The sequence below is a fragment of the Rhodococcus sp. MH15 genome (assembly GCF_019266045.1).
GTDB classification, from domain to species: Bacteria; Actinomycetota; Actinomycetes; order Mycobacteriales; family Mycobacteriaceae; genus Rhodococcus_F; species Rhodococcus_F qingshengii.
In genome coordinates, this window is the sequence record NZ_LPNP01000071.1 from 461,288 (window position 1) to 483,815 (window position 22,528).

Here is a 22,528-nt window from a genome sequence, read left to right on the forward strand (position 1 = left end):
TTCTACAGTGTGTGCCGTGCTAGTGCGTGAGCGCAGATCTTCCCGAAGTCTCTTGCGGCGCTTCGGTTGCGGTGCGTCCGACTCCGCGAATCAGGCCGAGTCGACCCGCGACGACGTAGAGAACGAAGGCCGAGGCCACCGCGTTGATCGACGGCAGGCCGAAGGTGCTGTAATGACCGATCAGCGCCGAGACGATCCAGATCACCAGCGTGGCCGGTACCCAAGTGGGTGCCGAGTTCGGGAGGGTACCCGCAGCTCGACTCTCCGCCAGATCCTTGCGCCATGTCTTGACGATGAAGTATTCCGCCACCATGATCCCGGCGATCGGCGGGAATCCGACGCCCAACAGGATCAGGAAGTCGGTGAACGAGTTCAGGATTCCGGCAGCCGCGAGGACCGAACCGGTGATGCCGACAACTGCTGTGACAACTGCGCGATTGATCCGTCGACCGAACACGACGTCGATGAAGTTCACGACGCCGAGCCCCGAGCTGTACAGGTTCCAGTCGTTGATCTTGAAGGTGCCGAGAACGATGATCAGAACGCCGACCCAACCGACCGACGAGAGAATGATCGTGGCAATGTCGGAACTGCGAACGGCATGGGCAAGGAGAACACCGGTCAGCCCGATCACGTATTCGCCCAACGTTATTCCGACGAGCGTCTGCTTCACGACATCGCCTGCCGTGCGGTTGAAGCGCGTCATGTCAGGTGTGATCACTGCTCCGGCAATGAAACCGCCTGCGACGATGGTAGTTCCGGCGAGGAAGCTGAGCTCCGGCCCGGCCGGCGCAGATGTCATCAGATCTGACAGCGAGTGATTACGCAGTTCGGCGACGACGGCCCAACCGACCAGGATCAGGAACAGCGGAACGGTGATGTTGGCGATCAGTTGCATGGATCCGAACCCGCGAAGGACTATCGCGGTGATCAGGAGACCGAAGGCCAAAGCCCACGCCCACTGCGGCAGAAACGGCATGATTCCGTGCAAACCTGATGCAGAGACAGCAGATTGAATGCCGAACCAACCGATCAGGCTGACCCCGATCACCAAACCGATCACCTCGGAACCTGCGTGCCCGAATCCACACCAGCGTGCGACCACCGATGTGTTGAGCCCTTCACGAACCCCGATGATGCCGATGAAAATACAGACGACCTCGAGAATCACCGCCCCGACTGTCAATGCCCAGAAGGCATTCCAGAACGTCATACCGTAGCCGAGCGTCGCACCGAGCAAGAACTGTGCGAGTGCCGATACCTGACCGAATCGCTGTACTGCCACCGAGAACCACGAATATCGTGCTTCGTCGGGAACGCGGGTGAGCGCGTAGTCGTCACCGTCGGACACTTCACCGCCGGCGGCGGTCGCTGACGTGTTTTTCATGACGGACTCCTCGAATAGTTGGGAAGTGTTCTCGGAGAAGACGGTACGAATGTGGCAGGGGTCACGCCTATGGGCGAATTGGCGTTTCTTCGTGTTACGACAATGCATTTCGCACAGTCGTCATTTCACACAGTCGCCAAATGGCACGGGTCTAACGCAACGCGTACCCGCCGTCGGGGTACAGCGTGGAACCCGTTGTGTACGTGTTGGTGAAGAGATAGAACACCGCTTGTGCAATCTCGTCTTCGTTCCCGACGCGGCCGAGCACGTTGTTCTCGGCACTCCAGGTGAACGCGGCCTCCCGAACCTCCGCCGGGCGCTGAGCCCACAGATGCCCGTCGATGGTTCCGGGAGCGACAGTGTTGACGCGGATCGGCGACAGTTCGACCGCCAGCCCCCGCCCGAGCCCCTCGATTGCCGCGTTGGCTGCAACGTATGCCGCGGCAGCTGCGGGTGGCCGCACACTGGCAGCGCCGGACATGAGGACCACCGATGCGGTGGGTGTCAGCTTGTCGAGCGCAGCGTGCACGACGCGGTACTGCCCCCAGAACTTGGAGGTGAACGGCGACGCCGCTTCCTCGACGCTCTGTTCACGGAACGAGCCGACCTGGTAATCGGCAGCCGTGGTGAAGAGAGCGTCGACGCTGGGGATGTTGGTGAAGAACGCTTTCACCGAGTCGTCGTCGGAGGTGTCGACGGTGAACCAGTGCGCAGCCTCACCCAGCTGCGCGGCCGCTGCTTCGAGCTTGGATGCGGTTCGGCCACCGAGAACTACCTGCGCGCCGGCGTCGACGGCAAGCTGCGCCACTCGCAGCCCGATGCCTGTTCCGCCGCCGATCAGTACGACGGTCTTGCCTGAGAGAGGAGAAGGTGTCGTTGTCATGCAGCGACTGTAGGGCTCACCGAATTGTCCCGACATGTGCAGAACGCACAGATTTCACTACGGAACAGTGCTAAGTATCGAGACTTAGCTGGTAGAGGACACCGCCCCCGGGGATCTCGCTTGACGACGTTTGCTGCGTCGAAACTGCCTTCACATGTACTCCTCCTTCGAGTTCGCTTGTAACAAAACAACTCCCACGACCGAAAATGTCGGTGAACCACAACAGCGAAGGGAAGTAACGACTATGGGATCAGCAGACGTCATGGCCTGGCTCGCCGAGGGTTACCTCGCCGGCGATCCGATTCGCTATCCGCTCTACGTCGGATCGATGTTCCTCGCGATGCCGTTCCAACTGATCGGCGTAATTCTGGGTCACCCCTTCTGAATCGTCACATCAGGCCAGGGCGGTCGACGTAGAACTGCCAGGGTTGCGATCACCGCGGCCGCCAGCCCGATGAACTCCCCCATCAAAGCCGCCCTGGTGTGATCGACGGCCGGTGACCACGACGGCTCACCCTCGTGGATCGAGAACACTCCCACTGGCACCGGTATCGGGTCGCCCCGCCACCGCCGGTGTAGACGCGAAACCGTGATGATCGTCGATCCGTCGCTGGTCTGGTGCGGTTCTCCGAAGATCATCGAGGTCCCGGAATCCGCCCGAAGTCGCTCCACCGCATCACGAATCTCCATGATCTCCATCGTCGCACCGAAACAGCAGCCCTGTGCGAGTATCGATCGATGGCCGAGTGGTGGAATCCGAGCAGGCGCGTCGAGCGATGGTGGCAGACGATTGGCCTCGTCCTGCTCGTAGTCGTAATCGGTCCGAGCACCATCCATACAGTGACCACGGAACCGACAACCGGTAATTGGGTTCGCCTGGCAATCTGGCTTTTCGCGACGGCCGGATTTGCCTACGGCACCGTCCAAGCCTGGCGAAACAGGAACAAACCTCAGTCGGTGTGGTGGGAAGGGACGACTGCCCCCACCGAAATACCCGCCGACGACGTCCGTAGCGCACTCGCGTCGACTGACGACCGTATTCCGGCAATCAAGGCACTACGCGAACTGCATCCGGGCTTGGGTCTGAAGGATGCGATGGATCTGATCGACGCTCAGCGGGGCGAACAGGGCCCGCATCACTGATAGTTGCGACCATCACAATCACAGTTAGGTATCGACACCTGACCGCCACGATCGGGCAAGCACACCAGGAGTTAACCACCTGACAGACAGGCTGTTTCGCCGAGTTTGACAAATGTGGTCAATCGGTGAGCGTCGACTCGACCGATTCAACTCACCGTACCAATCGAATTCGCCGTTCAGCATTCCACTCATGGCCCAATGCCACTATTACCCAACGATTTACAACCGGAACTACGGTATCCAGTGAGAACTTTCGCGACAGTGCAGCATCTTTCGTCCAGTTGAGTTGACCGAAACTTGACGTTACGTTGAATTTCAAAGCAATAGCCCGGTCTTGACCTGCGATGGTGTGAGCGCAACGCCCACCTACGCGTGACACGTGGCTGCCCGTATGGGCGCTGTGAATGCCTGAACGTTCGAGGAGTGGAATGACTGCGGTCAAAACTGCGTGGCGTGAACTAAGGAAACCCGTGTTCATCCCCGCGTCGATAGTGATCTTTGCCCTGATCGCCTTTGCCGTGATCTATGCGGGAACCGCTGCGGATGCTTTCGAAACTCTCAACAACGCGATCAGCGACGGCGTCGGCTGGTGGTACATCCTCTCGGCTACCGGTTTCGTGATCTTTGCGCTGTACTGCGGAATCAGCCGCATCGGCAACATCCGATTGGGACGTGACGACGAGCAGCCCGAGTTCGGCATGCTCTCGTGGTTCGCGATGCTCTTCAGCGCCGGGATGGGCATCGGCCTCGTGTTCTACGGAGTGGCAGAACCCCTTTCGCACTATGTGAACCCTCCCGTCGCCGGGCAGATCGCGGGATCCACGGACGCCGCAGCCAATCAAGCGATGGAACTGACGCTGTTCCACTGGGGCCTTCATGCATGGGCGATCTACGTCGTCGTCGGCCTTGGTCTGGCGTACATGACCTACCGCAAGGGTCGTCCGCTCTCGATCCGTTGGTTGCTCGAGCCGCTCCTCGGACGGGCTCGCATCGAAGGAAAGATCGGCCACGCCATCGACGTCGTCGCCATCGTCGGCACGCTGTTCGGTGTCGCGACGTCGCTGGGCTTCGGTGTCCAGCAGATCTCGGCCGGCCTCGACTACCTCGGCTGGGTGGAGACCGACAACTGGTTGGTCATCACCATCATCGTCATCGTGACGGGCATGGCCACCTTCTCGGTCGTCTCCGGCGTCACCAAGGGCCTCAAGTGGCTCTCCAACATCAACATGATGCTCGCTGCCGCGCTGGCACTGTTCGTCCTGATTCTGGGACCGACGCTGTTCCTCATGCAGTCGTGGGTGCAGAACCTCGGCGGATACGTCCAGGCCTTGCCCGAACTGATGCTGCGTACGTCCCCGTTCGCCGAAGACGGCTGGCAGGGCGCATGGACCATCTTCTACTGGGGTTGGTGGATGAGCTGGGCACCGTTCGTCGGCATGTTCATCGCGCGCATCTCACGCGGCCGCACCATCCGCGAATTCGTCTTCGGTGTGCTGCTGGCCCCGACGCTGGTCGGTTCGTTGTGGTTCACGATCTTCGGTAACTCCGGCATTCTGCGTCAGCGCAACGAGGGCACGATGCTCGACGCATCCGGCGCAGTGGACACCAACACGTCGTTGTTCACGCTTCTCGACGGACTTCCGCTCGGAACGATTTCGAGTGTTCTCGCGATCGTCGTGATCGTGTTCTTCTTCGTCACGTCCGCGGACTCCGGCTCGATCGTCATCGACATCCTCGCGACCGGTGGCAGCTTGGAGACCTCCAAGATCACGCGTGTCTACTGGACGTTCCTCTCCGGTGCCGCGGCCGCAGTTCTCCTCATCGTGGGTGGCAGTGGATCGCTCACGGCGCTGCAAACCGTTGCCATCGCCACGGCGGTACCGTTCTCGGTCATCATGGTGCTGGCATGTCTGTCGATGCTGAAGGCGTTCCGATACGAGGTCGCTTCGGCACCACGCTACCTGCGGGTTTCTACAAATGCCTCGGCATCGACCGACGTTCCGCAACCCACCGAAAAGCGGCTCCGCGATCTGAAGATCTCGTCGACCTTCGCCGGGCTCACCCCGTCACAAAGCGGAATCATGACGGATCCCTCCGACGCCCACATGCTCGTCGCGGTCCACGAAGTTCCCGCCCATGCGGTCAACATCGACCCGGATACCGGCGCCGTCGACTTCTCCGAGGAATCGAAGGTCGTCGATCCGCTGGGCGGAGAGGTGTTCGACACACCCGAGTTCGCCGACTCGGCAGAAGGCCACGCGCAAGCTGCCAGTACGGACTGACCGGCACGTTCGGCATGTTGCATTAGGCATATCTGTTCACCAACTCGCAAACTTGTCATGAGACTTTCAACTCGACAGTTCGCAGGACTCTAAGTTTCGTGAGTAGAACAGGACCAACGGGTTTGCCACTCCAGTCGCAGTCGGAGACGGAACAATCTTTCGGGATTCCGTCCGTATTCCTACGGTCGGCGCATGCACCTGCGCCGCGCACGCTCATCGACATCGTGCGGGCCTCAGCCGAGGCCAACCCGGAAGCACCTGCCATCGACGACGGCGACACCACACTGTCGTACTCGGAGTTGCTCGACGAGATCGAGCTCGGTGCGCGCTGGCTCGGTGATGCCGGCGTCGGCGCAGGTGACCGCGTCGGAATCAGGATGCCGTCAGGTTCGCGTTCGCTGTACGTCGCGATCCTGTCGATCCTCGCGGCGGGCGCCGCCTACGTTCCCGTCGACGCCGACGATCCGGAAGAGCGCGCCGAGTTGGTGTTCGGCGAGGCGCAGGTAGCGGCGATCATCACCGGCGACGGAATCCAGCCGGGGACGGCGCCGAAGCGGCTCGAACATCCACCGGTTCGCGAACCCGAACCCGAGGACGACGCTTGGATCATCTTCACCTCAGGATCCACGGGCACCCCGAAGGGCGTCGCGGTCACTCACCTCAATGCCGCTGCCTTCGTCGACGCCGAGGCGCGCATGTTCCTCCAGGACGAGCCCATCGGGCCTGGTGACCGCGTCCTCGCGGGACTCTCCGTGGCATTCGACGCGTCCTGCGAGGAGATGTGGCTCGCGTGGCGTCACGGCGCCTGCCTCGTCCCGGCGCCTCGTTCACTGGTTCGCAGCGGCATGGACCTCGGCCCGTGGCTGGTCTCGCGTGACGTCAGCATCGTCTCCACTGTGCCGACGCTTGCGTCTCTGTGGCCGGCCGAGGCCCTCGAAGCCGTTCGACTCCTGATCTTCGGCGGCGAAGCCTGCCCACCCGAACTGGCAGAGCGCCTGGCCGTCGAGGGCCGCGAGGTCTGGAACACTTACGGCCCCACCGAGGCAACCGTCGTCGCCTGCGGCGCACTGATGGACGGCAAGAGCCCCGTCAGCATCGGCCTCCCCCTCGACGGCTGGGACCTTGCCGTCGTCGACGCCCAGAGCAATCCCGTCGCGGTCGGTGAGGTGGGCGAGCTGGTGATCGGCGGCGTCGGCCTCGCCCGTTACCTCGATCCCGCGAAGGACGCCGAGAAGTACGCGTCGATGCCCTCGCTCGGGTGGGATCGCGCCTACCGAAGCGGCGACCTGGTCCGGCTCGAGACCACCGGCCTGATGTTCCAGGGCCGCGCGGACGATCAGGTCAAGCTCGGCGGCAGGCGCATCGAACTCGGTGAGGTCGACAACGCCTTGCAGAACCTGCCGGGCGTGAGCGGCGCTGCCGCAGCCGTGAAGAAGACTGCAGCCGGCAACCAGCTCCTCGTCGGATACATCGCCAGCACGGATCCCGACTTCGATCTCAAGGCCGCTCATGCGCTGCTCAGCGAGCAGCTACCAGCAGCCCTCGTGCCGCGTCTGGCGTTGATGAACGAACTTCCGACGCGTACGTCAGGCAAGGTCGACCGCAATGCGCTGCCGTGGCCCTTGCCCGGCGCCGGTGAAGATGCGGGGGCCGCGTTGGGCCTCGACGGCACCGCTGCCTGGGTTGCCGGCCTGTGGGGATCGATCCTGGGCGCGCAGATCACCGGACTCGACGACGACTTCTTCGAAGTGGGCGGCGGATCCCTCTCTGCGGCTCAGTTGGTGACCGCCCTGCGCGAGCGGTTCCCCGAAGTGACCGTCGCACAGCTCTACGACCACCCACGGTTGGGATCGCTCGCCGAATATCTCGACGAATTGGCACCCACCGAAACTGTGGAGCCGCGCATCGTCGCTCCGACACCCTTGAAGACTCAGCTCGCGCAGATCGCCGTCACCGTTCCGCTCACGACGCTCACCGGACTGCAGTGGGTGACGTGGCTGGCGATCGCGAACAACGTCCTCGGCTGGTTCGTCGACGTCAGCTGGGCGCCCACGGTCTCGTGGTGGTGGATCCTGTTGGCGTTCATCGTGTTCATCACGCCGATCGGCCGTATGACCATCGCCGTCGTCGGGGCGCGCCTGCTCCTACGCAAGTTGGAGCCAGGAACGTACCCGCGAGGTGGTAGTGAACACCTGCGTCTGTGGATAGCGCTCCGACTCACCGAAGCCAGTGGCGCAGCAAACCTTTCGGGCGCACCGTGGATGCTCTACTACGCCCGCGCCCTCGGCGCCGACATCGGCAGCGGCGTCGATCTCCACACACTTCCTCCCATCACCGGCATGCTCGAACTCGGTGACGGCTGCTCCGTCGAACCCGAAGTCGACCTCTCCGGCCACTGGATCGACGGCGACGTCATTCACATCGGCGAGATCAAGATCGGCGACGGCGCCTCCGTCGGTTCACGCTCGACGCTTCTGCCCGGCGCGCGTATCGGTCGCGACGCCGTCGTCGAACCCGGATCTGCGGTGTTCGGCCGAGTGAAGGCAAACCAGCAGTGGGCCGGCTCCCCCGCCACCAAGGTCGGGAAAGCGAATCATCCTTGGCCGGCCGAACATCCGAAGCGCGCACCCGGCTGGGTGCCGGTATACGGCGTCACCTCGGTCTTCCTGGCCGGTATGCCGATCTTCGCTCTGATGGCCGGAATCGCCTTGATCGGTTGGTGGATCCGCGACACCGACACGCTCGCGAGTGCAGTGCTCCAATCGCTGATCATGCTTCCCGTCGCGACCATCCTGAGTTTGCTCGTCTTCGCAGTCATCACCCTTGTGGCCGTTCGTCTTCTCTCGATCGGGCTGACCCCCGGCTACCACCCTGTCCGCAGCCGCATCGGCTGGCAGGTGTGGGCGACCGAACGCCTGCTCGACTCGGCCAGAACCTTCCTCTTCCCGCTCTACGCGAGCCTGCTGACGCCGGGATGGCTCCGCCTCCTCGGCGCCAAGATCGGCAAGAACGTCGAAGCATCCACCGTGCTCCTCCTTCCCAAGTTCACGACGGTCGCCGACGGCGCATTCCTCGCCGACGACACCATGGTTGCGAGCTACGGCCTCGGCGGCGGCTGGATGCACATCGAACAGGCCAAGATCGGCAAGCGTGCGTTCCTCGGCAACTCCGGTATGACCGCCCCCGGTCGACGCGTCCCCAAGAACGGTCTCGTGGCGGTTCTGTCGGCTACCCCGTCCAAGGCCAAGTCCGGATCATCGTGGCTGGGTAGTCCACCGGTACGTCTGAGAAGGGCTGCCGGGGACACCGACGCCGCCCGCACGTTCAATCCGCCGATGCGACTCAAGATCGCCCGCGGAGTGGTCGAAACCTGCCGACTGATCCCCGTGATGGTCACGTTCGGCATCGGTCTCGGTGTTCTGTTTGCACTCGAAGCACTGGTCGGCGCCGTCGGATTCTGGTTCGCGGCTCTGTTGAGCGGCGTAATTCTGCTCGTCGCCGGAGCAGTGGCGGGCGCGATCACCATCGCCGCCAAGTGGATCGTCGTCGGGCGCATCGCCAAGGTCGAGCATCCGCTGTGGAGTTCGTTCGTCTGGCGAAACGAGGTAGCCGACGCCTTCGTCGAGACCGTCGCGGCGCCGTGGTTCGCTCGCGCGGCGACTGGTACGGCCGTACTGAACATCTTCTTGCGTGGACTCGGGGCCAAGATCGGTAAGGGCGTTTGGTGTGAGTCGTACTGGCTACCCGAGGCAGATCTTGTGACTTTGGGCGACGGAGCGACAGTGGAACGGGGGTGCGTCGTGCAAACTCATCTCTTCCATGATCGGATCATGTCCATGGACACCGTCACTTTGGGAGCAGGAGCAACGCTGGGACCGCACTGTGTCGCGCTACCCGCAGCCGGCATCGGCGCGGGAGCGACGGTAGGGCCTGCATCTCTGGTGATGCGAGGTGACACCGTTCCGCCCTCCACCCGCTGGCAGGGCAACCCGATTGCACCGTGGGTGGCGTCGTGAAGCCGAACCGAATGCTCGAGGAGCCGATCGATCCGTACCTGCCGCTCAACGGCAACCGCGGGTACCGCGTGTCCCGGTACGAACTGGAACTGACGTACAAGGTCTTCAGCAACCGTCTCGCCGGCAAAGCTGTCATCACCGCTGTCACCACCGAGAGCCGATCCAAGTTCAGCTTCGACCTCGCGCAGAACCTGCAGGTGTCCAAGGTGTCCGTCAACGGTGCCCGCGGCACCAAGTACGCGCACTTGAACAACAAGCTGATCCTCACGCCGTCTACCAAGATCCCCGCGGGCGGTGCCCTGTCGGTCACCATCGCGTACAGCGGCAACCCCGAGCCGATCAAGAGCCTGTGGGGCGAAGTCGGCTGGGAGGAACTCGACGAAGGAACTTTGGTCGCAAGTCAGCCCAACGGCGCGGCGTCCTGGTTCCCGTGCGACGACCATCCGATTTCCAAAGCGTCGTACCGAATCTCGATCACCACCGATTCCCCGTTCTATGCCCTCGCCAACGGCAAGCTGATCCGCAAGCAGACCCGTGCGAGTCAGACGACGTGGGTCTACGAGCAGACCGAACCGATGGCAACCTACCTGGCAACCATTCAGATCGGTCAGTACGAGCACCGACAAGTGAGCGCCGGGCCGGTACCGGTCTTCGCCGTTCACCCACCTCGGCTGCGAGCAGCGTTCGACGTCGACTTCGGGCGCCAACCCCAGATGTTGGAGGTCTTCGGAAAGCTGTTCGGACCGTATCCCTTTGCCGACTACACCGCTGTGGTCACCGACGACGAACTCGAAATCCCCATCGAAGCGCAGGGACTCTCGATCTTCGGAGCCAACCATTGCACGGGCAGGCGCGGTTCCGAACGTCTTGTCGCACACGAGCTTGCCCATCAATGGTTCGGCAACAGCCTCACTCTCGGGCAGTGGTGCGACATCTGGCTGCACGAAGGCTTTGCCTGTTACGCGGAGTGGATCTGGTCCGAGAATTCCGGTGGCCCGTCCTCGAACCAACTCGCGACAAACGCCTATCAAGGGCTCGGGCGTAAATCTCAGGACTTGATCGTCGCCAATCCCGGTCCTGCCCTGATGTTCGACGATCGAATCTACAAGCGGGGCGCATTGACTCTGCACGCCCTGCGCGGCGTTCTCGGAGACGAGAAGTTCTTCGAACTGATCCGTCAGTGGACCACGAAGCATCGGCACAGCACGGTCAGTACCGAGCAATTCACCGATCTCGCTTCACGTTTCACCGACACTCCATTGCGCCCACTGTGGGATGCATGGCTGAATCAGCGCTCTCTGCCTCGTCTCTGACGCTCTCTCACCGCGATATCACCACGCCGAAACATTCCGAATGCGCCGATTATCTTTGTCTTACCTTTACTATAGAGGTGGGCCGAGGGACGACCCCGACAACACAATTCTCAGGGCACGCTTCCTCGACAGGTAGATCGGGGGATCGATGTTCGTTGTATTCACAATATGTTTCGTGATCGGGGTCGTGGCCCTGGTCGGAGCCTTTGCCGTCGGCGAGGTTGCAGATCTGGGCGGCGGCCACGCAGACGGGCTGCCATTTCTGAGCCTGACAACCTTGGCCACAGCACTTTTCGGCTTCGGCGCCGGCGGCGTAGCTGCCACTCTCGCGGACGCTCCGACATTGGTAGCGGCGATTGCAGCACTCGCACTCGCCGCCGTTCTCGTTGTCGTCACGCGCGGCCTACTTCTCCCCTATCTCCTTGAACAACAAGATAATTCGCACATCGGACGAGCTTCGTACTCCGGGCTGTTGGGCACGGTCACTCTCACCATTGCAGCCGAAGGTTGGGGAGAAGTCTCGTTCGTCGACGCCGAAGGCAATCGCGTGCAGGCCAAGGCCGTCAGTGCACAGCCGATGGCGCTCACCACCGGCACCACCGTCTACATCGCCGATGTAGACGATCAATACCTTCACGTCGTCACGGTTGACGACGCGATCTAAGGACTCGATACATGCTGCCAATCATCATCATTGCGGTTGTAGTCGCAGTAATCATCTTCATCGTTCTCCCCGCGATCTACGTGAAGAACTACGTCAAGGTCCCGCCGAACGAAGTGGCGGTCTTCACCGGACGAGGCAAGCCGAAAGTCGTCCGCGGCGGAGCCCGGTTCAAGATTCCGGGAATCGAACGCGTCGACATCATGTCGCTCGAGCCGTTCAACGTCAGCATCAATCTCAAGAATGCGCTCTCCAACGACGGTGTTCCGGTCAACGTCGAGGCAGTCGGCCTGGTACGAATCGGTTCCGCGGACGAAGCGGTTCAGACAGCGGTGCAACGATTCCTGACCTCCGACCTGGACGAACTCCAGCAGCAGATCAACGAAATCCTCGCCGGCAGCCTGCGCGGAATCACCGCGACCATGACGGTCGAGGATCTGAACTCCAACCGCGATTCGCTCGCGCGCAGCGTGGTCGAGGAGGCAGGCGGCGACCTCGCCCGCATCGGCATGGAAGTCGATGTCATCAAGATCGCGGGAATCTCCGACTTCAACGGCTATCTCGAATCGCTCGGTCAGCGCCGCATCGCCGAGGTCAAACGTGATGCCGCGATCGGAACTGCTGAAGCAGAGCGTGATTCGCAGATCCAGTCGGCAAAGGCGCGACAGGCAGGCTCCGTCGCACAGGCCGAGGCCGACACTGCGATCGCGAGTGCAAATCAGAAGCGCGACGTCGAACTCGCTCGCCTTCGAGCACAGACCGAAGCCGAGAATGCCGAAGCCGACCAGGCCGGACCACTCGCGCAGGCAACGGCCGAGAAGGCCGTCGGAATCGCACGTGAGCAGGCCGAGGCGGCCCGCGTCGAAGCTCGCACCGAGGTCGAGCGTCGTCGCGCCCAGCAATCGGAAGCGGCATTGCAGGCAGATGTCATTGCACCGGCCGAGGCCGAACGCCAAGCCTCCATCGCACGCGCAGAGGGTGAGCGACAGGCCGCGATCCTCCGCGCCCAGGCACAGGCCGAGTCAGCAAGGCAGGCCGGCGGGGCTCAGGCCGATGCACGAAAGCTCGTCGCCGACGCTGTTCGCTCCGAGCAGCAGGCTGATGCCGACGGCCTTCGAGCACGTCTGGAAGCCGAAGCTGACGGCCGCAAGGTAGCGGCCGACGCCGTTCGCGCCGAACAGCAGGCCGAAGCGGATGGTTTGCGCGCCAAGCTCGAAGCCGAAGCTGCCGGTAAGCGTCAGATCGCCGAGGCGCTCAATTCCTACACCCCGCAGGCCGCGCAGTTGCTCACTCTGCCTGACGTTCTGGCAGCACTGGTCGACGCCACCGCAGCAGCAGCGAAGCCGGTCGGCGACATCGATCGGATCTCCATCGTCGGCGGAAGCGACGGGGCGCAGGGTTCGATCGGCTCGATCCTGGGAATCAGTCCCCAGGTGATTGCCGGTGTCATCGAAACTCTCGAAAGCTCAGGCGTCGATATCACCGGTTTGCTCAACGGCCTGAACAAGACCGCATCGGTTCCGGCTGGTTCGGTACACAATTCGGTCCACAATTCGGAAAACGGTTCCGCAACTGTAGACGCGTGATTTCGCCCCGGTCCGCCGACTCTCGCAGGGGTCGGCGGGCCGGCTTCACGCGCTCGGAAGATGTGAACGCGACTTGAAGAGAATCAGAATCAAGCAGGCAGCGGCGGCGGCTGATCCGAACAGAAGAGTCACCGTGTAGCTCAGCGCCGGAATGCTTTCCGACAGCATCGCCAGCAACGCAGGCACAGCAAAACCGATGTAGGTGATCGAGTAGAACACCGCGGTCAGTCCTGCCAGATCGTCCGGCCCCGCGATTCGCTGGATCTCCAGCAACCCGGAAACCAATGCCATGCCGTACCCGCAACCGAGGATCGCTGCAGCCACGATCGCGATCGCCACGGTCAGCGTCGACGCAACCAGAGCAGCGCCGGCCATACCGACCACCAGAAACACCAGAGCCACAACGGCGCCACGAGCACTGCGGTCGGTGTCGATCTTGCGCCCCAACGACTGAATCGCGAATCCGCATGTCAGCGCGACCATGCACAGCAGAGCCGAAAAGGCCACGGGCGCATCGCCACTGTGCCCGGTCATGAGCGCCGGAATAACTGCATACGCGACACTGGCGGCACCGAACACCCACGGCGCCAACGGAACGACGACGTAGAGGAATCTGGGGTGACCTGCCGAGGGGATCTTGAGGTCGTCGATCAACCTGCGACGGTCGGATTTCGCCTGTGCCGGTCGTGTTTCGGGCGCACGCCACAGCGCCATGGCGGCGAGGACGGTGATCGCGATGTGCAACACGTACGCCAACACACTCGGCATGGGCGCCCACTGCGCCAAGATTCCCGCAGCACCCGCTCCCAAGGCGAAGCCCGCGGTCAGACTCATCGCTGCTCGCCGAGCACCTGCGCCTTCCGACGCCGTCGGGTCCCAAGGTTGCGTGGACAACTCCTTGACCCAGGAGCCGCCGACGGCCATACCGATCCCCAAGGCAATGCCACAGAGGATTCTTCCCAGGATGAGAGCAGCGGCGGAGTCCGCCCCGAAAGCGAGCAGCGTCGAACCGGCGATCGCGATGATCGGCGCGGGGAGCATGATCGGGCGTCGACCCAATCGATCGGACAGCGGGCCGCCGAGCAGCAGGGCCGGCACAATTCCGACGACGTAGGCGAAGAGGAAGAAATCGACCATCACCGGCGAATAGCCGTGGTCGAGTCGGTACATCACCAGCAGTGGGGTGAATTCGTTTCCGCCCCAGGCAGCGGCGAACATACTGGCGGCAACGGTCAGCCACAGCCACTTTCCGCCGGAGAGGCGTTCACCCTCGAGACGAGTTTCGGCCGCGGTCCCAGCGCCGATCGTTTGGGTGCTCATCACAGAGTTCCTTCGAAGCCGAGGCCGTGGACCTGGCGCATGTGTGTGAGGACGGCAGTGTTGTATCCGTCGGCATCGCCTGTGTCGACGAGGTCGGTAAGCGCGGTGTGATCGGCAAGGATGCGCGAGAGTTGGCCGGGGTCGCGTGAGATCGACCGGGCTGTCATCCGTCGTTGCCTGTCGCGCAGACTCGCGTAGAACGAGTCGAGCAAAGGGTTCCCGCCGGCGGCAACGATCATCTTGTGGAAGTCTGCATCGATTGCGCTGAACGCGGCCACGTCCCCGCGATCAGCAATCTCACGTTGCTCGATCAGATTCGCGCGCAACGCTGCGACAAGCGCTTCCCGTGCGTGCGGTCGGACCGACACCACTCGAACGCTCTGAGTCTCGACGAGCTGTCTGGCACTGACTACGTGTTCCGCTTCCCCATCCGCGACCGGGACGATCAGCGCCCCCTTCTTCGGATAGAGGCGCATCCAACCTTCCGACTCGAGACGCAGAAACGCCTCACGCACCGGCGTTCGGCTCACATTGGTCCGTGCAGCGATGTCACCCTCACTGATCAGCTCCCCGCCGGCGAGCTCGCCGGAAAGGATCAGCTCCTTGACTTCGCGGAAGACGGTTTCGGAAGCGGAATACAACATAGACACAAGATGTATTTATACTCCACGCTGGCGCAACGCAGACATCCGGGTCGCCGATCCGAACATCTCGGTCCGATGCGGCATCGATCCAGTTAGCATTGCAAGGTGCCAGACAGAAGAGGAATCAGTTCGCGATGAATGGCGCACGCTCCAGCCTTCGAGGACTGATGCACTCATGACATCGCAGATGAAGTCGATGAGGACGTTGACCCGCGAGTGGTTGATTCTTCCCGATCAATACGACCGCTTCACTCGCTATCTCCGCGACAACGGCCTCACGACCGCCACCCGGCTATTACTTGGCATCATTGTCATCGGACTGGGAGTGTGCGCACTACTGAACAGATTCAGCCCTGCCGGTCCGACAAGCACGATTGCGTTGTTCTTCAATACTGTTGTCGTGATCTCGTGCTTCGTAGTCGGAGTCTCATGGTGGGTCTTCGGCCCCACAAAGCGTCGCTCGTTCGGTTTCGTGGTCTTCTGCGACATCGCGGTCACGATCTCCGTCGTTGGAGATTCCTCCCAGCTCGCACGATTGCTCACCTGTGTCATTTTTGCTCTGGTCGGCATCTACATCGCCTACTTCCACAACCCGAAGTTGCAGATCGCGCACATAGCTTTTTCGCTTCTTGTGATCGCGGTGGCTGCGCAGCCAATTCTGTTCGGGCCGGATCGCGATCCAGCCCTTGGTGTTTCGAAAGTACTGGTCGTCATCACCGCGTTGGTAGTCTGCGCATTCATCTCGCAGATCGTGCTGACGATGCTCAGCATGGATGCTTCCAGTTCCGACCTCGATCCTCTCACCGGCCTCTTGAACCGTCGTGGCCTCGACCGCCACGTCGAGAAGGTACTCGAGGGGTTCCAGCGTCAAGAATCTGCGGCACTACTCGTGATCGCGATCGACATCGACCGGTTCAAGACGATCAACGACGTGCACGGACACGACGTCGGCGATCGCATCATTCTCCGGGTATCGCAGCGGTTATCCGCCTGGGCACACGCCGATGCTGTCGTCGCGCGGATCGGCGGCGACGAATTCATCCTCGTCCAAAGACTTTCTGTGCCAGCCATCGGACCGATGCTCAACTCGATCGGACCGGCAATGCACTCGAATACCGACGAGATACCATCGACGTCGAGCGTCGGAATCGCCGTGCGTACCCACAAATTCGTCGCCGGAGAAGACCGCGCAGCAGCGTTCACGGACATGCAGAAAGTCGCCGATTCGGCGATGTACGAAAGCAAGAGACTCGGCGGCGGACGCGTTCACACGATCGTCACCACCGCCGGCAGGTAGCAGTACGCACAATTTCAGTAGTAGACCGGCCCCGGCACTCCTCCACCCGCTGCCACCGCGTCACCGGTGATCGCGATGCTTCGCGGCGATGCCAGGAAGGTCACGACATCGGCTACCTCTTCGGCGTCGATGATCCGGTGTATCGAATTCGTCGCGATACCCCGCTCCACCTCCGCCTGCGAGCGGCCGGATTCTTCCGACTCGCGCGCAATCCGCGCGGTCAACCTCTCGGTCCGCGTCACGCCCGGATGGACGACGGTGACGTTGATTCCCTTGGGGCCCAGCTCGTCTGCAAGATTCTTGGTCAGCGCAGACACACTGACGTTGCGGATCGTGTGGGCGATCGAGGTTGCCTCTCTGGCACCCAAACCGCTGATGTTGATGATCCGACCCCAACCCTGATCGATCAGATACGGCGCTACAGCACGCGCAGTGCGCAGGTAGCCGAGCACTTTCACTTCGACTTCGTCTCGCACGACGTCGTCTGTGGTCGCCTCGAAATCCGTCGGCTTTCCGGCGCTGAACGGAGTCGCTGCGGAGTTGACCAGAATGTCGACGCCGCCGAACTCCTCTACTACTTGCCGCACCGACGCCTGAACCGCGTCGTCGTCTCGCGTATCCGTCACGACTCCGATCGCACGAATTCCGAACTCCGAAACCAAATCTCGTGCAACGCTTACGACGGTTCGCTCAGTGCGCGCGAGTATCGCGATGTCGACCCCTTCAGCGGCCAGACCTCTGGCGATTGCCAGACCGATCCCCTTGCTACCACCGGCAACGATCGCACGCTTTCCAGACAAGTGAAGATCCATACCTGCGACACTATCCAACAGGCGGTCCCCGATCTCTACGAAGAGGGATCGGGGACCGTCGGAATCATTCCTGTGTCTCAGACCATCAGATCCGCGTACAGGTAGACGTTGTCGGCGTAGTTGCCCACACCGTCCTCGAATTGCAGTTCGCCGCCGCAGGTTACGACTGCCAACTTACGAGGGCCTTCCGGGCCGGCCAGCACGCTTTCCTCCACACCATCGGCCTTCGGGCGCGTCGTCACCGCAGTCACCTTCCACGACGTGCTCTTACCCGTCGCGTCGGATGTACGGATCACTTCACCCGGCTCGATCGTGCCCAGGTCGAACAGCGCGCCGTTACCCTGGCCGGTCAGATTGACGTGTCCGGCAATCAAGGTCGTGCCGGTGGCGGAATCGAGAGATGCACCGTCGAGCCAGATTCCGACGTTCTTGACGTTCTCCGGCGGAGTGAGAACTCCTTCCGGCACGGTGGCGTCCACGATCGGCGCCTGAACACCGACCGGGTCGAGCGAAAGGGTGTTGGGAGTCATCAACGCATCCGTAGGCGTTGCCGGATTCGCGGAGTGCGACATGACAACTCCCGGACTCGGCGGGATCGCAGCATCGCCATCGGAGGATCGCAGGCCGACGAAGGCCATGGAAGCACCGGCGGCCAACACCGCGATGAGAGCCAGAATGAACGCGACACGACGCCCTTTGCCTGGACTCGCGGGCTGATCGTGGTTGGGATCGTCGTATGGATTGGATGGATTGGGATCCGACTCGTACATGGTCATCGAACTGTCTCCTGCGGGATGAGGCGCCCCCGGCACCTCGTGCGAATTGACGCCCCCTGCGTCTGATCAATGTCGGCACCGATCACACGAAGCGTGATCGGTGCCGACGTCTACTACACGTGCCTGGTGTCAGGATCGCTTGCGGCGGAGAGCAACTGCTCCGGCAGCAGCCATTCCGACAAGCCCGAGGCCCGTCACTGCGACGGCGACGTTGCGGCCTGAATTCTGTTCAGCAGCACCACCGTCGATGGCAACCGGGCGGGGGCCAGTGGCCGGCTTCGGAGCCGACGGCGCCGGAGTTGCGGGAGTTGCAACCGGCTGCGACGGAACAGGTGCACCCGGAACTACAGGCACAATCGGCACGATGGGCACGATGGGCACGATCGGAACAATCGGCACGATCGGAACGACCGGGGTTGCAGGCGTCGTGGTGGCCGGTGTGGTCGTTGCCGGTGTCGTTGTTGCCGGCGTGCTCGTTGCCGGTGTCGTCGTGGGTGCTGCTGCATATCCGACGCTGGCAGATGCATTCATCGAAGCCGGCCGAACGGTGTCGAACGACGCGAAGATCTGGCACTGTGCGCCTGCCGTGTTCCAGTGCAGGTTCTCGACCGAATCCGGAATGACGCTTGCAGTCACCGAGTAGTCCCCGCCGGCCGCAGCGGTGAGGCAAAGATCAACAGCAGTCGGTGCGTCGCCGCGGCCGTCGACCGTCAGTTGGTTTGCAGTCAACGTCGCCTTGGCGTTGTCACCACAGACGGTCAGTTCGGTGCCCGCCGAGGACTGAACAGTGATCGGCTTCCGGTACATATTCGTATTCAGGGTGAAAACGGCAGTCTCGCCGGCCTTCAGAGTCCCCGTCGCGGGTGTCTTGCGAACGAGGTCGAGCGTCTGCGTGACGTTCATGATCTCGACGATGCGAGCTCGCTCGTCGTCTCCGATGTTCCTGTCGCACAGGCTTTTGAAATCGGCCATCAGCGGATTGTCGTAGTCCGAGACACACCACACAAGCGTCTGCCGCGCCGAACGTGCATCCTCGCTGCCATTTCCCGAAACGACACCGTCGAGTTTGGCGGGATTCTGCAGCAACCAACTGATGACAGCGAGATCGTCGGCTGACAGATCGGGATTGCCCGAAGACGGCACCGTCGCACCCATCTCGTCGTTGTGCTTGTCAACCGGCAAACCGTTCTCGTCGACACCGGCACACGGATCGAGATCGAAGTCCGTGCAGTACATCCATTCCGACTTCGCAATTCCGTCGACGTCGCGGACACCGCAGACCGGAGCATCCACCGCGGCCGAGGTACCCCGATCGGTGGTGCCGTACATCGGCACGATGTTGCCGTCGTTGTAGTGATCCAGCCGAATGCCGGAGATGTCGAGCATCTGCTCCGAGGGCGTGTACTCGGTGCCCTCACACAACCCGGCGGTGAACGCCGGAGCGGCCGCGGTTCGCACCGGCATCGGCGCGGACACAGCTGGCGAAGCAAAAGCAACGCTACTACCGGCGACCGTTACGGCAATAGCTGCAGTTAGCGAGAGCCGGAGAACAAGCGGCCTACGCCGTGAACCAGACACAGTCATCAAAGCTTCCCTTTCAAGACATTTCGGTAGCGGGACGGTTGCCGGGATTCCCAATACCACGCCACCCAGCGCTCACTTCCGAGAGGATCAGCCGATCACTTTTGGCAATCAGCCAGTTACTGAATGGCAATGTAGTGCATGTTTCAAGAAAGATCACCCAATCGTCGAGCACCCAGGGCGCAGCTTGGACATTCGGATGACGAGTTAGCCATGAAGATGACTGAACCTTTGTCCAACCGCACAACAATCGCGATCCCCCCAAAATCTGCTCATCCAACCGCGACATTCCCGACATTTCGCCAACGCTAGCCAGTCGGTAACTTGGACATTCTGGGGAAACTCACAGGAAGGGGCGTTTTCAGCTCGCGCGCAAAAGAAGGGGCCCGCTATGCGGACCCCTTCGCCGGAAACTTCCGACCGAGACTGCTTTGTCGGGATTCGGGCAACTTGTAGATGCCCCAGAACAATCTCCACTCACATTATGTGATTTGCCTCACATTCAAAGAATCTGTTGGTTTTGTTCACACCCTGAACCAATCTTTTGGTCCTCTTTGCGTCGATTATCCAGATCTCCGACGGCGGAACCCTGCCCTGCCGGAGAGCGGAGCACGGCCTCGGATCAGTCTCGGACCGGAGGCGCCTTCCTCGTGGTAACCGCAATGCGATTCCACGCATTGATCGTCAAAATTACGCTGATGAGCTGAGCCAGTTCCACGTCCGAGAATTCGCCGGCAGCCTCGCTGTACACCTCGTCCGGAACGAAACCGTCGGTGAGGACTGTCACGGCCTCGGTCAAGGCGAGCGCGGCACGTTCACGATCGGAGTACATCCCTCGCGCTTCTTCCCACGCGTTCAGTAGGTAGAGCTTCTGCTCCGTCACGCCGACCTTTCGTGCGTCGCGAGTGTGCATGTCCAGGCACCATGCGCAATGATTCAGCTGCGACGCACGCGTGAGGACCAGCTCGACGAGCGTCGGCTCCAGCCCCTTGCGTGCAGCGGCATCCAACGCAATCATCGCCTTGTAGACCTCGGGCGCCAGCTTTGCGATATCCAGTCTTTGTCCTGTTGCTGTAGTCATAACTCAAACGGTAATCCCGGAAAGACCCGGAAACATGGTTCAATCCGGTGGTGAATTCGTGGGCCAATCTTGGGTTCGATCTACATATCGAGCTGCCACAGGGAATCGGGGTTCGCGCTGCACTGCTTCAGACCCTTCGCGACGCGATCGACAGTGGACTGTTGAAGCCCGGCACCAGACTCCCACCTTCCCGCACCCTCGCGCTCGACCTCGGAGTTGCCCGAAACACCGTAGCGGACTGCTATGCCGAACTCGCCGCAGCTGGGTGGCTTGTCACACGGCCTGGTTCCGGGACCCTGGTCGCCACGCTCGCCAGCACACACACCCGCGAGGTCGAGCCATCACCGACTCGACGACGCTGGACCTACAGCCTTCTCCCTGGATCGCCCGACGCGTCGGCGTTTCCCCGCGCTGCATGGATTTCGTCCGCCAGACGTGCTTTGACCACCGCGCCGACCGACGCGTTCGCGACTACTGATCCCAGAGGCCGAGTCGAACTCCGAAACGCCCTCACCACATACCTGAGCCGCACCAGAGGCGTTCGCGTCGATCCGAACTGCATTGTGATCAGTGCCAGCTCGGGTCACGGGATCTCCCTCCTTGCCCGCGCACTCGGAGGAACGATTGCGGTCGACGCTTTCTGCCTTCACCTGCACCGGCAGTTGCTCGCCGACGAAGGGCTGCTGACAGTTCCCATATCGGTTGACGAATCAGGCACTTGCACAGACGAATTGGCGTCTACATCTGCTGAAAGTGTTCTGCTGACGCCGACCCATCAGTTCCCTCTCGGCGGTCCCCTCACACCGGCGAGGCGCGCGACCGCTCTCGAATGGGCCACGACTACGGGCGGCGTCATCATCGAGGACGACTACGACGGCGAATTCCGTTACGACAGAAAACCTGTCGGTGCACTCCAAGGAATCGCACCGCAGCACGTTGCGTACCTGGGCACTGTCAGCAAGACACTGTCGCCGGCAATTCGCATCGGATGGATGGTGTTGCCGGACAGGCTGATCGAACCTGTCCTCGCAACAAAGGGACCCTACGAACGCTGGGTAAGTTCAACGGATCAATTGACCTTGGCGGACTTCATCGAATCCGGAAGATTCGACAGCCATATTCGAAAGATGCGCACCTCGTACCGACGACGACGCGATCAACTGGTTGCGACACTTGCGCAGCAAGTACCCCAGGTCAGGGTCGAGGGGATCTCCGCGGGACTTCACGCTGTGATCCGTCTGCCCTCCGGCACCGAACAATCTGTTCTTGCAGCGGCCCGGGCGCGCGATCTCGGGCTCGAAGGGCTGTCGGTCTTCCGACATCCCGACGTGTCGTCAGTCGGCGGTGACGGCATCGTCGTCGGCTACAGCACGCCGACGCAGTCGCAGTACTCGAGGACGCTGGACGTGCTCTGCGAGGTGCTACAGGCAGCTCTGCGATAACGCCTGTCGGATCTGCCCATCCGCTCACCTGCCCTGCCCTGCCCTGCCCTGATGGAGTGAACGTACCGTTCCCCTCGTCTAAGAGGGTGAGCGTGTCGTTCACTCCATGCCGGGGTGCCGGCGGCGTGCCCGCCCTTGATGGTGTGAACGGTGCGTTCGGTCGATCTGAGGCGACGAACGTGCCGTTCGCTCGAAGTCGGGGGCCGGCGAAGGTACTTTCGGGTGATGGTGGGGGTGTTTCGGGTACGAGAAAGCCCCCCAACCATCACTGGTTGGGGGGCTTCTCTAATGTGTGTTCGGCGGT

At 61.9% G+C, this 22,528-nt stretch carries 18 protein-coding genes; 9 read left to right on the forward strand and 9 right to left on the reverse strand.

Going from position 1 to position 22,528, the window contains the following annotated elements; all coding sequences use genetic code 11:
• Positions 1-19: 19 nt before the first annotated feature.
• Positions 20-1,387 (reverse strand): cytosine permease, encoded by a 1,368-nt coding sequence (locus ATN37_RS21180; protein WP_218695581.1) that lies wholly within the window; start codon positions 1,385-1,387, stop codon positions 20-22.
• 151 nt (positions 1,388-1,538) lie between these two features.
• The gene (locus tag ATN37_RS21185; protein ID WP_042922757.1) at positions 1,539-2,270 is read right to left on the reverse strand and encodes an SDR family oxidoreductase; all 732 of its coding nucleotides are present in this window, start codon (positions 2,268-2,270) and stop codon (positions 1,539-1,541) included.
• Between the two features lie 244 nt (positions 2,271-2,514).
• Between ATN37_RS21185 and ATN37_RS21190 the strand changes: the two genes are divergently transcribed.
• Positions 2,515-2,655, forward strand: coding sequence for a hypothetical protein (locus ATN37_RS21190; protein ID WP_003941170.1), 141 nt, complete (start codon positions 2,515-2,517; stop codon positions 2,653-2,655).
• Here ATN37_RS21190 and ATN37_RS21195 read toward each other — a convergent pair.
• Positions 2,643-3,107: a hypothetical protein gene (locus ATN37_RS21195; RefSeq protein WP_371714019.1), complete on the reverse strand. Its 465-nt coding sequence runs from the start codon at positions 3,105-3,107 to the stop codon at positions 2,643-2,645. The two genes, ATN37_RS21190 and ATN37_RS21195, sit on opposite strands and share 13 nt — an antisense overlap.
• Before the next feature lie 3 nt (positions 3,108-3,110).
• On the opposite strand from ATN37_RS21195, the gene ATN37_RS21200 reads away from it, so the two are divergent.
• The 6 genes from ATN37_RS21200 (at position 3,111) to ATN37_RS21225 (ending at position 13,271) form a co-directional block, all read left to right on the forward strand.
• Positions 3,111-3,413, forward strand: a complete 303-nt coding sequence (locus ATN37_RS21200; protein WP_232329970.1) for a ribosomal protein L7/L12 — start codon at positions 3,111-3,113, stop codon at positions 3,411-3,413.
• A gap of 428 nt (positions 3,414-3,841) precedes the next feature.
• A complete protein-coding gene (locus ATN37_RS21205; RefSeq protein ID WP_209448302.1) occupies positions 3,842-5,695 on the forward strand; it encodes a BCCT family transporter in 1,854 nt (617 codons plus the stop codon).
• Positions 5,696-5,817: 122 nt separating this feature from the next.
• Positions 5,818-9,711 carry a Pls/PosA family non-ribosomal peptide synthetase gene (locus tag ATN37_RS21210; RefSeq protein WP_218695590.1) on the forward strand — a complete coding sequence of 1,298 codons (3,894 nt, stop codon included), beginning with the start codon at positions 5,818-5,820 and terminating at the stop codon, positions 9,709-9,711.
• 11 nt (positions 9,712-9,722) lie between these two features.
• Positions 9,723-11,024 carry a M1 family metallopeptidase gene (locus ATN37_RS21215; protein ID WP_050655931.1) on the forward strand — a complete coding sequence of 434 codons (1,302 nt, stop codon included), beginning with the start codon at positions 9,723-9,725 and terminating at the stop codon, positions 11,022-11,024.
• Positions 11,025-11,172: 148 nt separating this feature from the next.
• Positions 11,173-11,688: a DUF1449 family protein gene (locus tag ATN37_RS21220; protein ID WP_037129298.1), complete on the forward strand. Its 516-nt coding sequence runs from the start codon at positions 11,173-11,175 to the stop codon at positions 11,686-11,688.
• Positions 11,689-11,699: 11 nt separating this feature from the next.
• Positions 11,700-13,271, forward strand: a complete 1,572-nt coding sequence (locus ATN37_RS21225; protein ID WP_050655914.1) for a flotillin family protein — start codon at positions 11,700-11,702, stop codon at positions 13,269-13,271.
• Between the two features lie 45 nt (positions 13,272-13,316).
• Here the strand turns inward: ATN37_RS21225 and ATN37_RS21230 are convergent, their stop codons facing one another.
• Complete coding sequence (locus tag ATN37_RS21230) at positions 13,317-14,591, reverse strand: MFS transporter (protein WP_218695582.1); 1,275 nt, start codon at positions 14,589-14,591, stop codon at positions 13,317-13,319.
• Positions 14,591-15,235: a GntR family transcriptional regulator gene (locus ATN37_RS21235; protein WP_007727164.1), complete on the reverse strand. Its 645-nt coding sequence runs from the start codon at positions 15,233-15,235 to the stop codon at positions 14,591-14,593. The genes ATN37_RS21230 and ATN37_RS21235 overlap by 1 nt, the downstream gene beginning before the upstream one ends.
• Before the next feature lie 175 nt (positions 15,236-15,410).
• On the opposite strand from ATN37_RS21235, the gene ATN37_RS21240 reads away from it, so the two are divergent.
• Positions 15,411-16,532 carry a GGDEF domain-containing protein gene (locus ATN37_RS21240; RefSeq protein ID WP_007727167.1) on the forward strand — a complete coding sequence of 374 codons (1,122 nt, stop codon included), beginning with the start codon at positions 15,411-15,413 and terminating at the stop codon, positions 16,530-16,532.
• 14 nt (positions 16,533-16,546) lie between these two features.
• Here the strand turns inward: ATN37_RS21240 and ATN37_RS21245 are convergent, their stop codons facing one another.
• From ATN37_RS21245 to ATN37_RS21260, 4 genes are all read right to left on the reverse strand, one after another.
• Positions 16,547-17,344 carry an SDR family NAD(P)-dependent oxidoreductase gene (locus ATN37_RS21245; protein WP_064688679.1) on the reverse strand — a complete coding sequence of 266 codons (798 nt, stop codon included), beginning with the start codon at positions 17,342-17,344 and terminating at the stop codon, positions 16,547-16,549.
• A 77-nt stretch (positions 17,345-17,421) separates the two neighbouring features.
• The gene (locus ATN37_RS21250) at positions 17,422-18,120 is read right to left on the reverse strand and encodes a class F sortase (RefSeq protein ID WP_064688680.1); all 699 of its coding nucleotides are present in this window, start codon (positions 18,118-18,120) and stop codon (positions 17,422-17,424) included.
• A gap of 129 nt (positions 18,121-18,249) precedes the next feature.
• Positions 18,250-19,704, reverse strand: a complete 1,455-nt coding sequence (locus ATN37_RS21255; protein WP_244993223.1) for a hypothetical protein — start codon at positions 19,702-19,704, stop codon at positions 18,250-18,252.
• Between the two features lie 619 nt (positions 19,705-20,323).
• Positions 20,324-20,782 carry a carboxymuconolactone decarboxylase family protein gene (locus ATN37_RS21260; RefSeq protein ID WP_007727180.1) on the reverse strand — a complete coding sequence of 153 codons (459 nt, stop codon included), beginning with the start codon at positions 20,780-20,782 and terminating at the stop codon, positions 20,324-20,326.
• 47 nt (positions 20,783-20,829) lie between these two features.
• On the opposite strand from ATN37_RS21260, the gene ATN37_RS21265 reads away from it, so the two are divergent.
• Entirely contained in the window at positions 20,830-22,224 is a 1,395-nt protein-coding gene (locus tag ATN37_RS21265) for a PLP-dependent aminotransferase family protein (protein ID WP_007727183.1), read from the forward strand.
• Positions 22,225-22,528 lie beyond the last annotated feature (304 nt).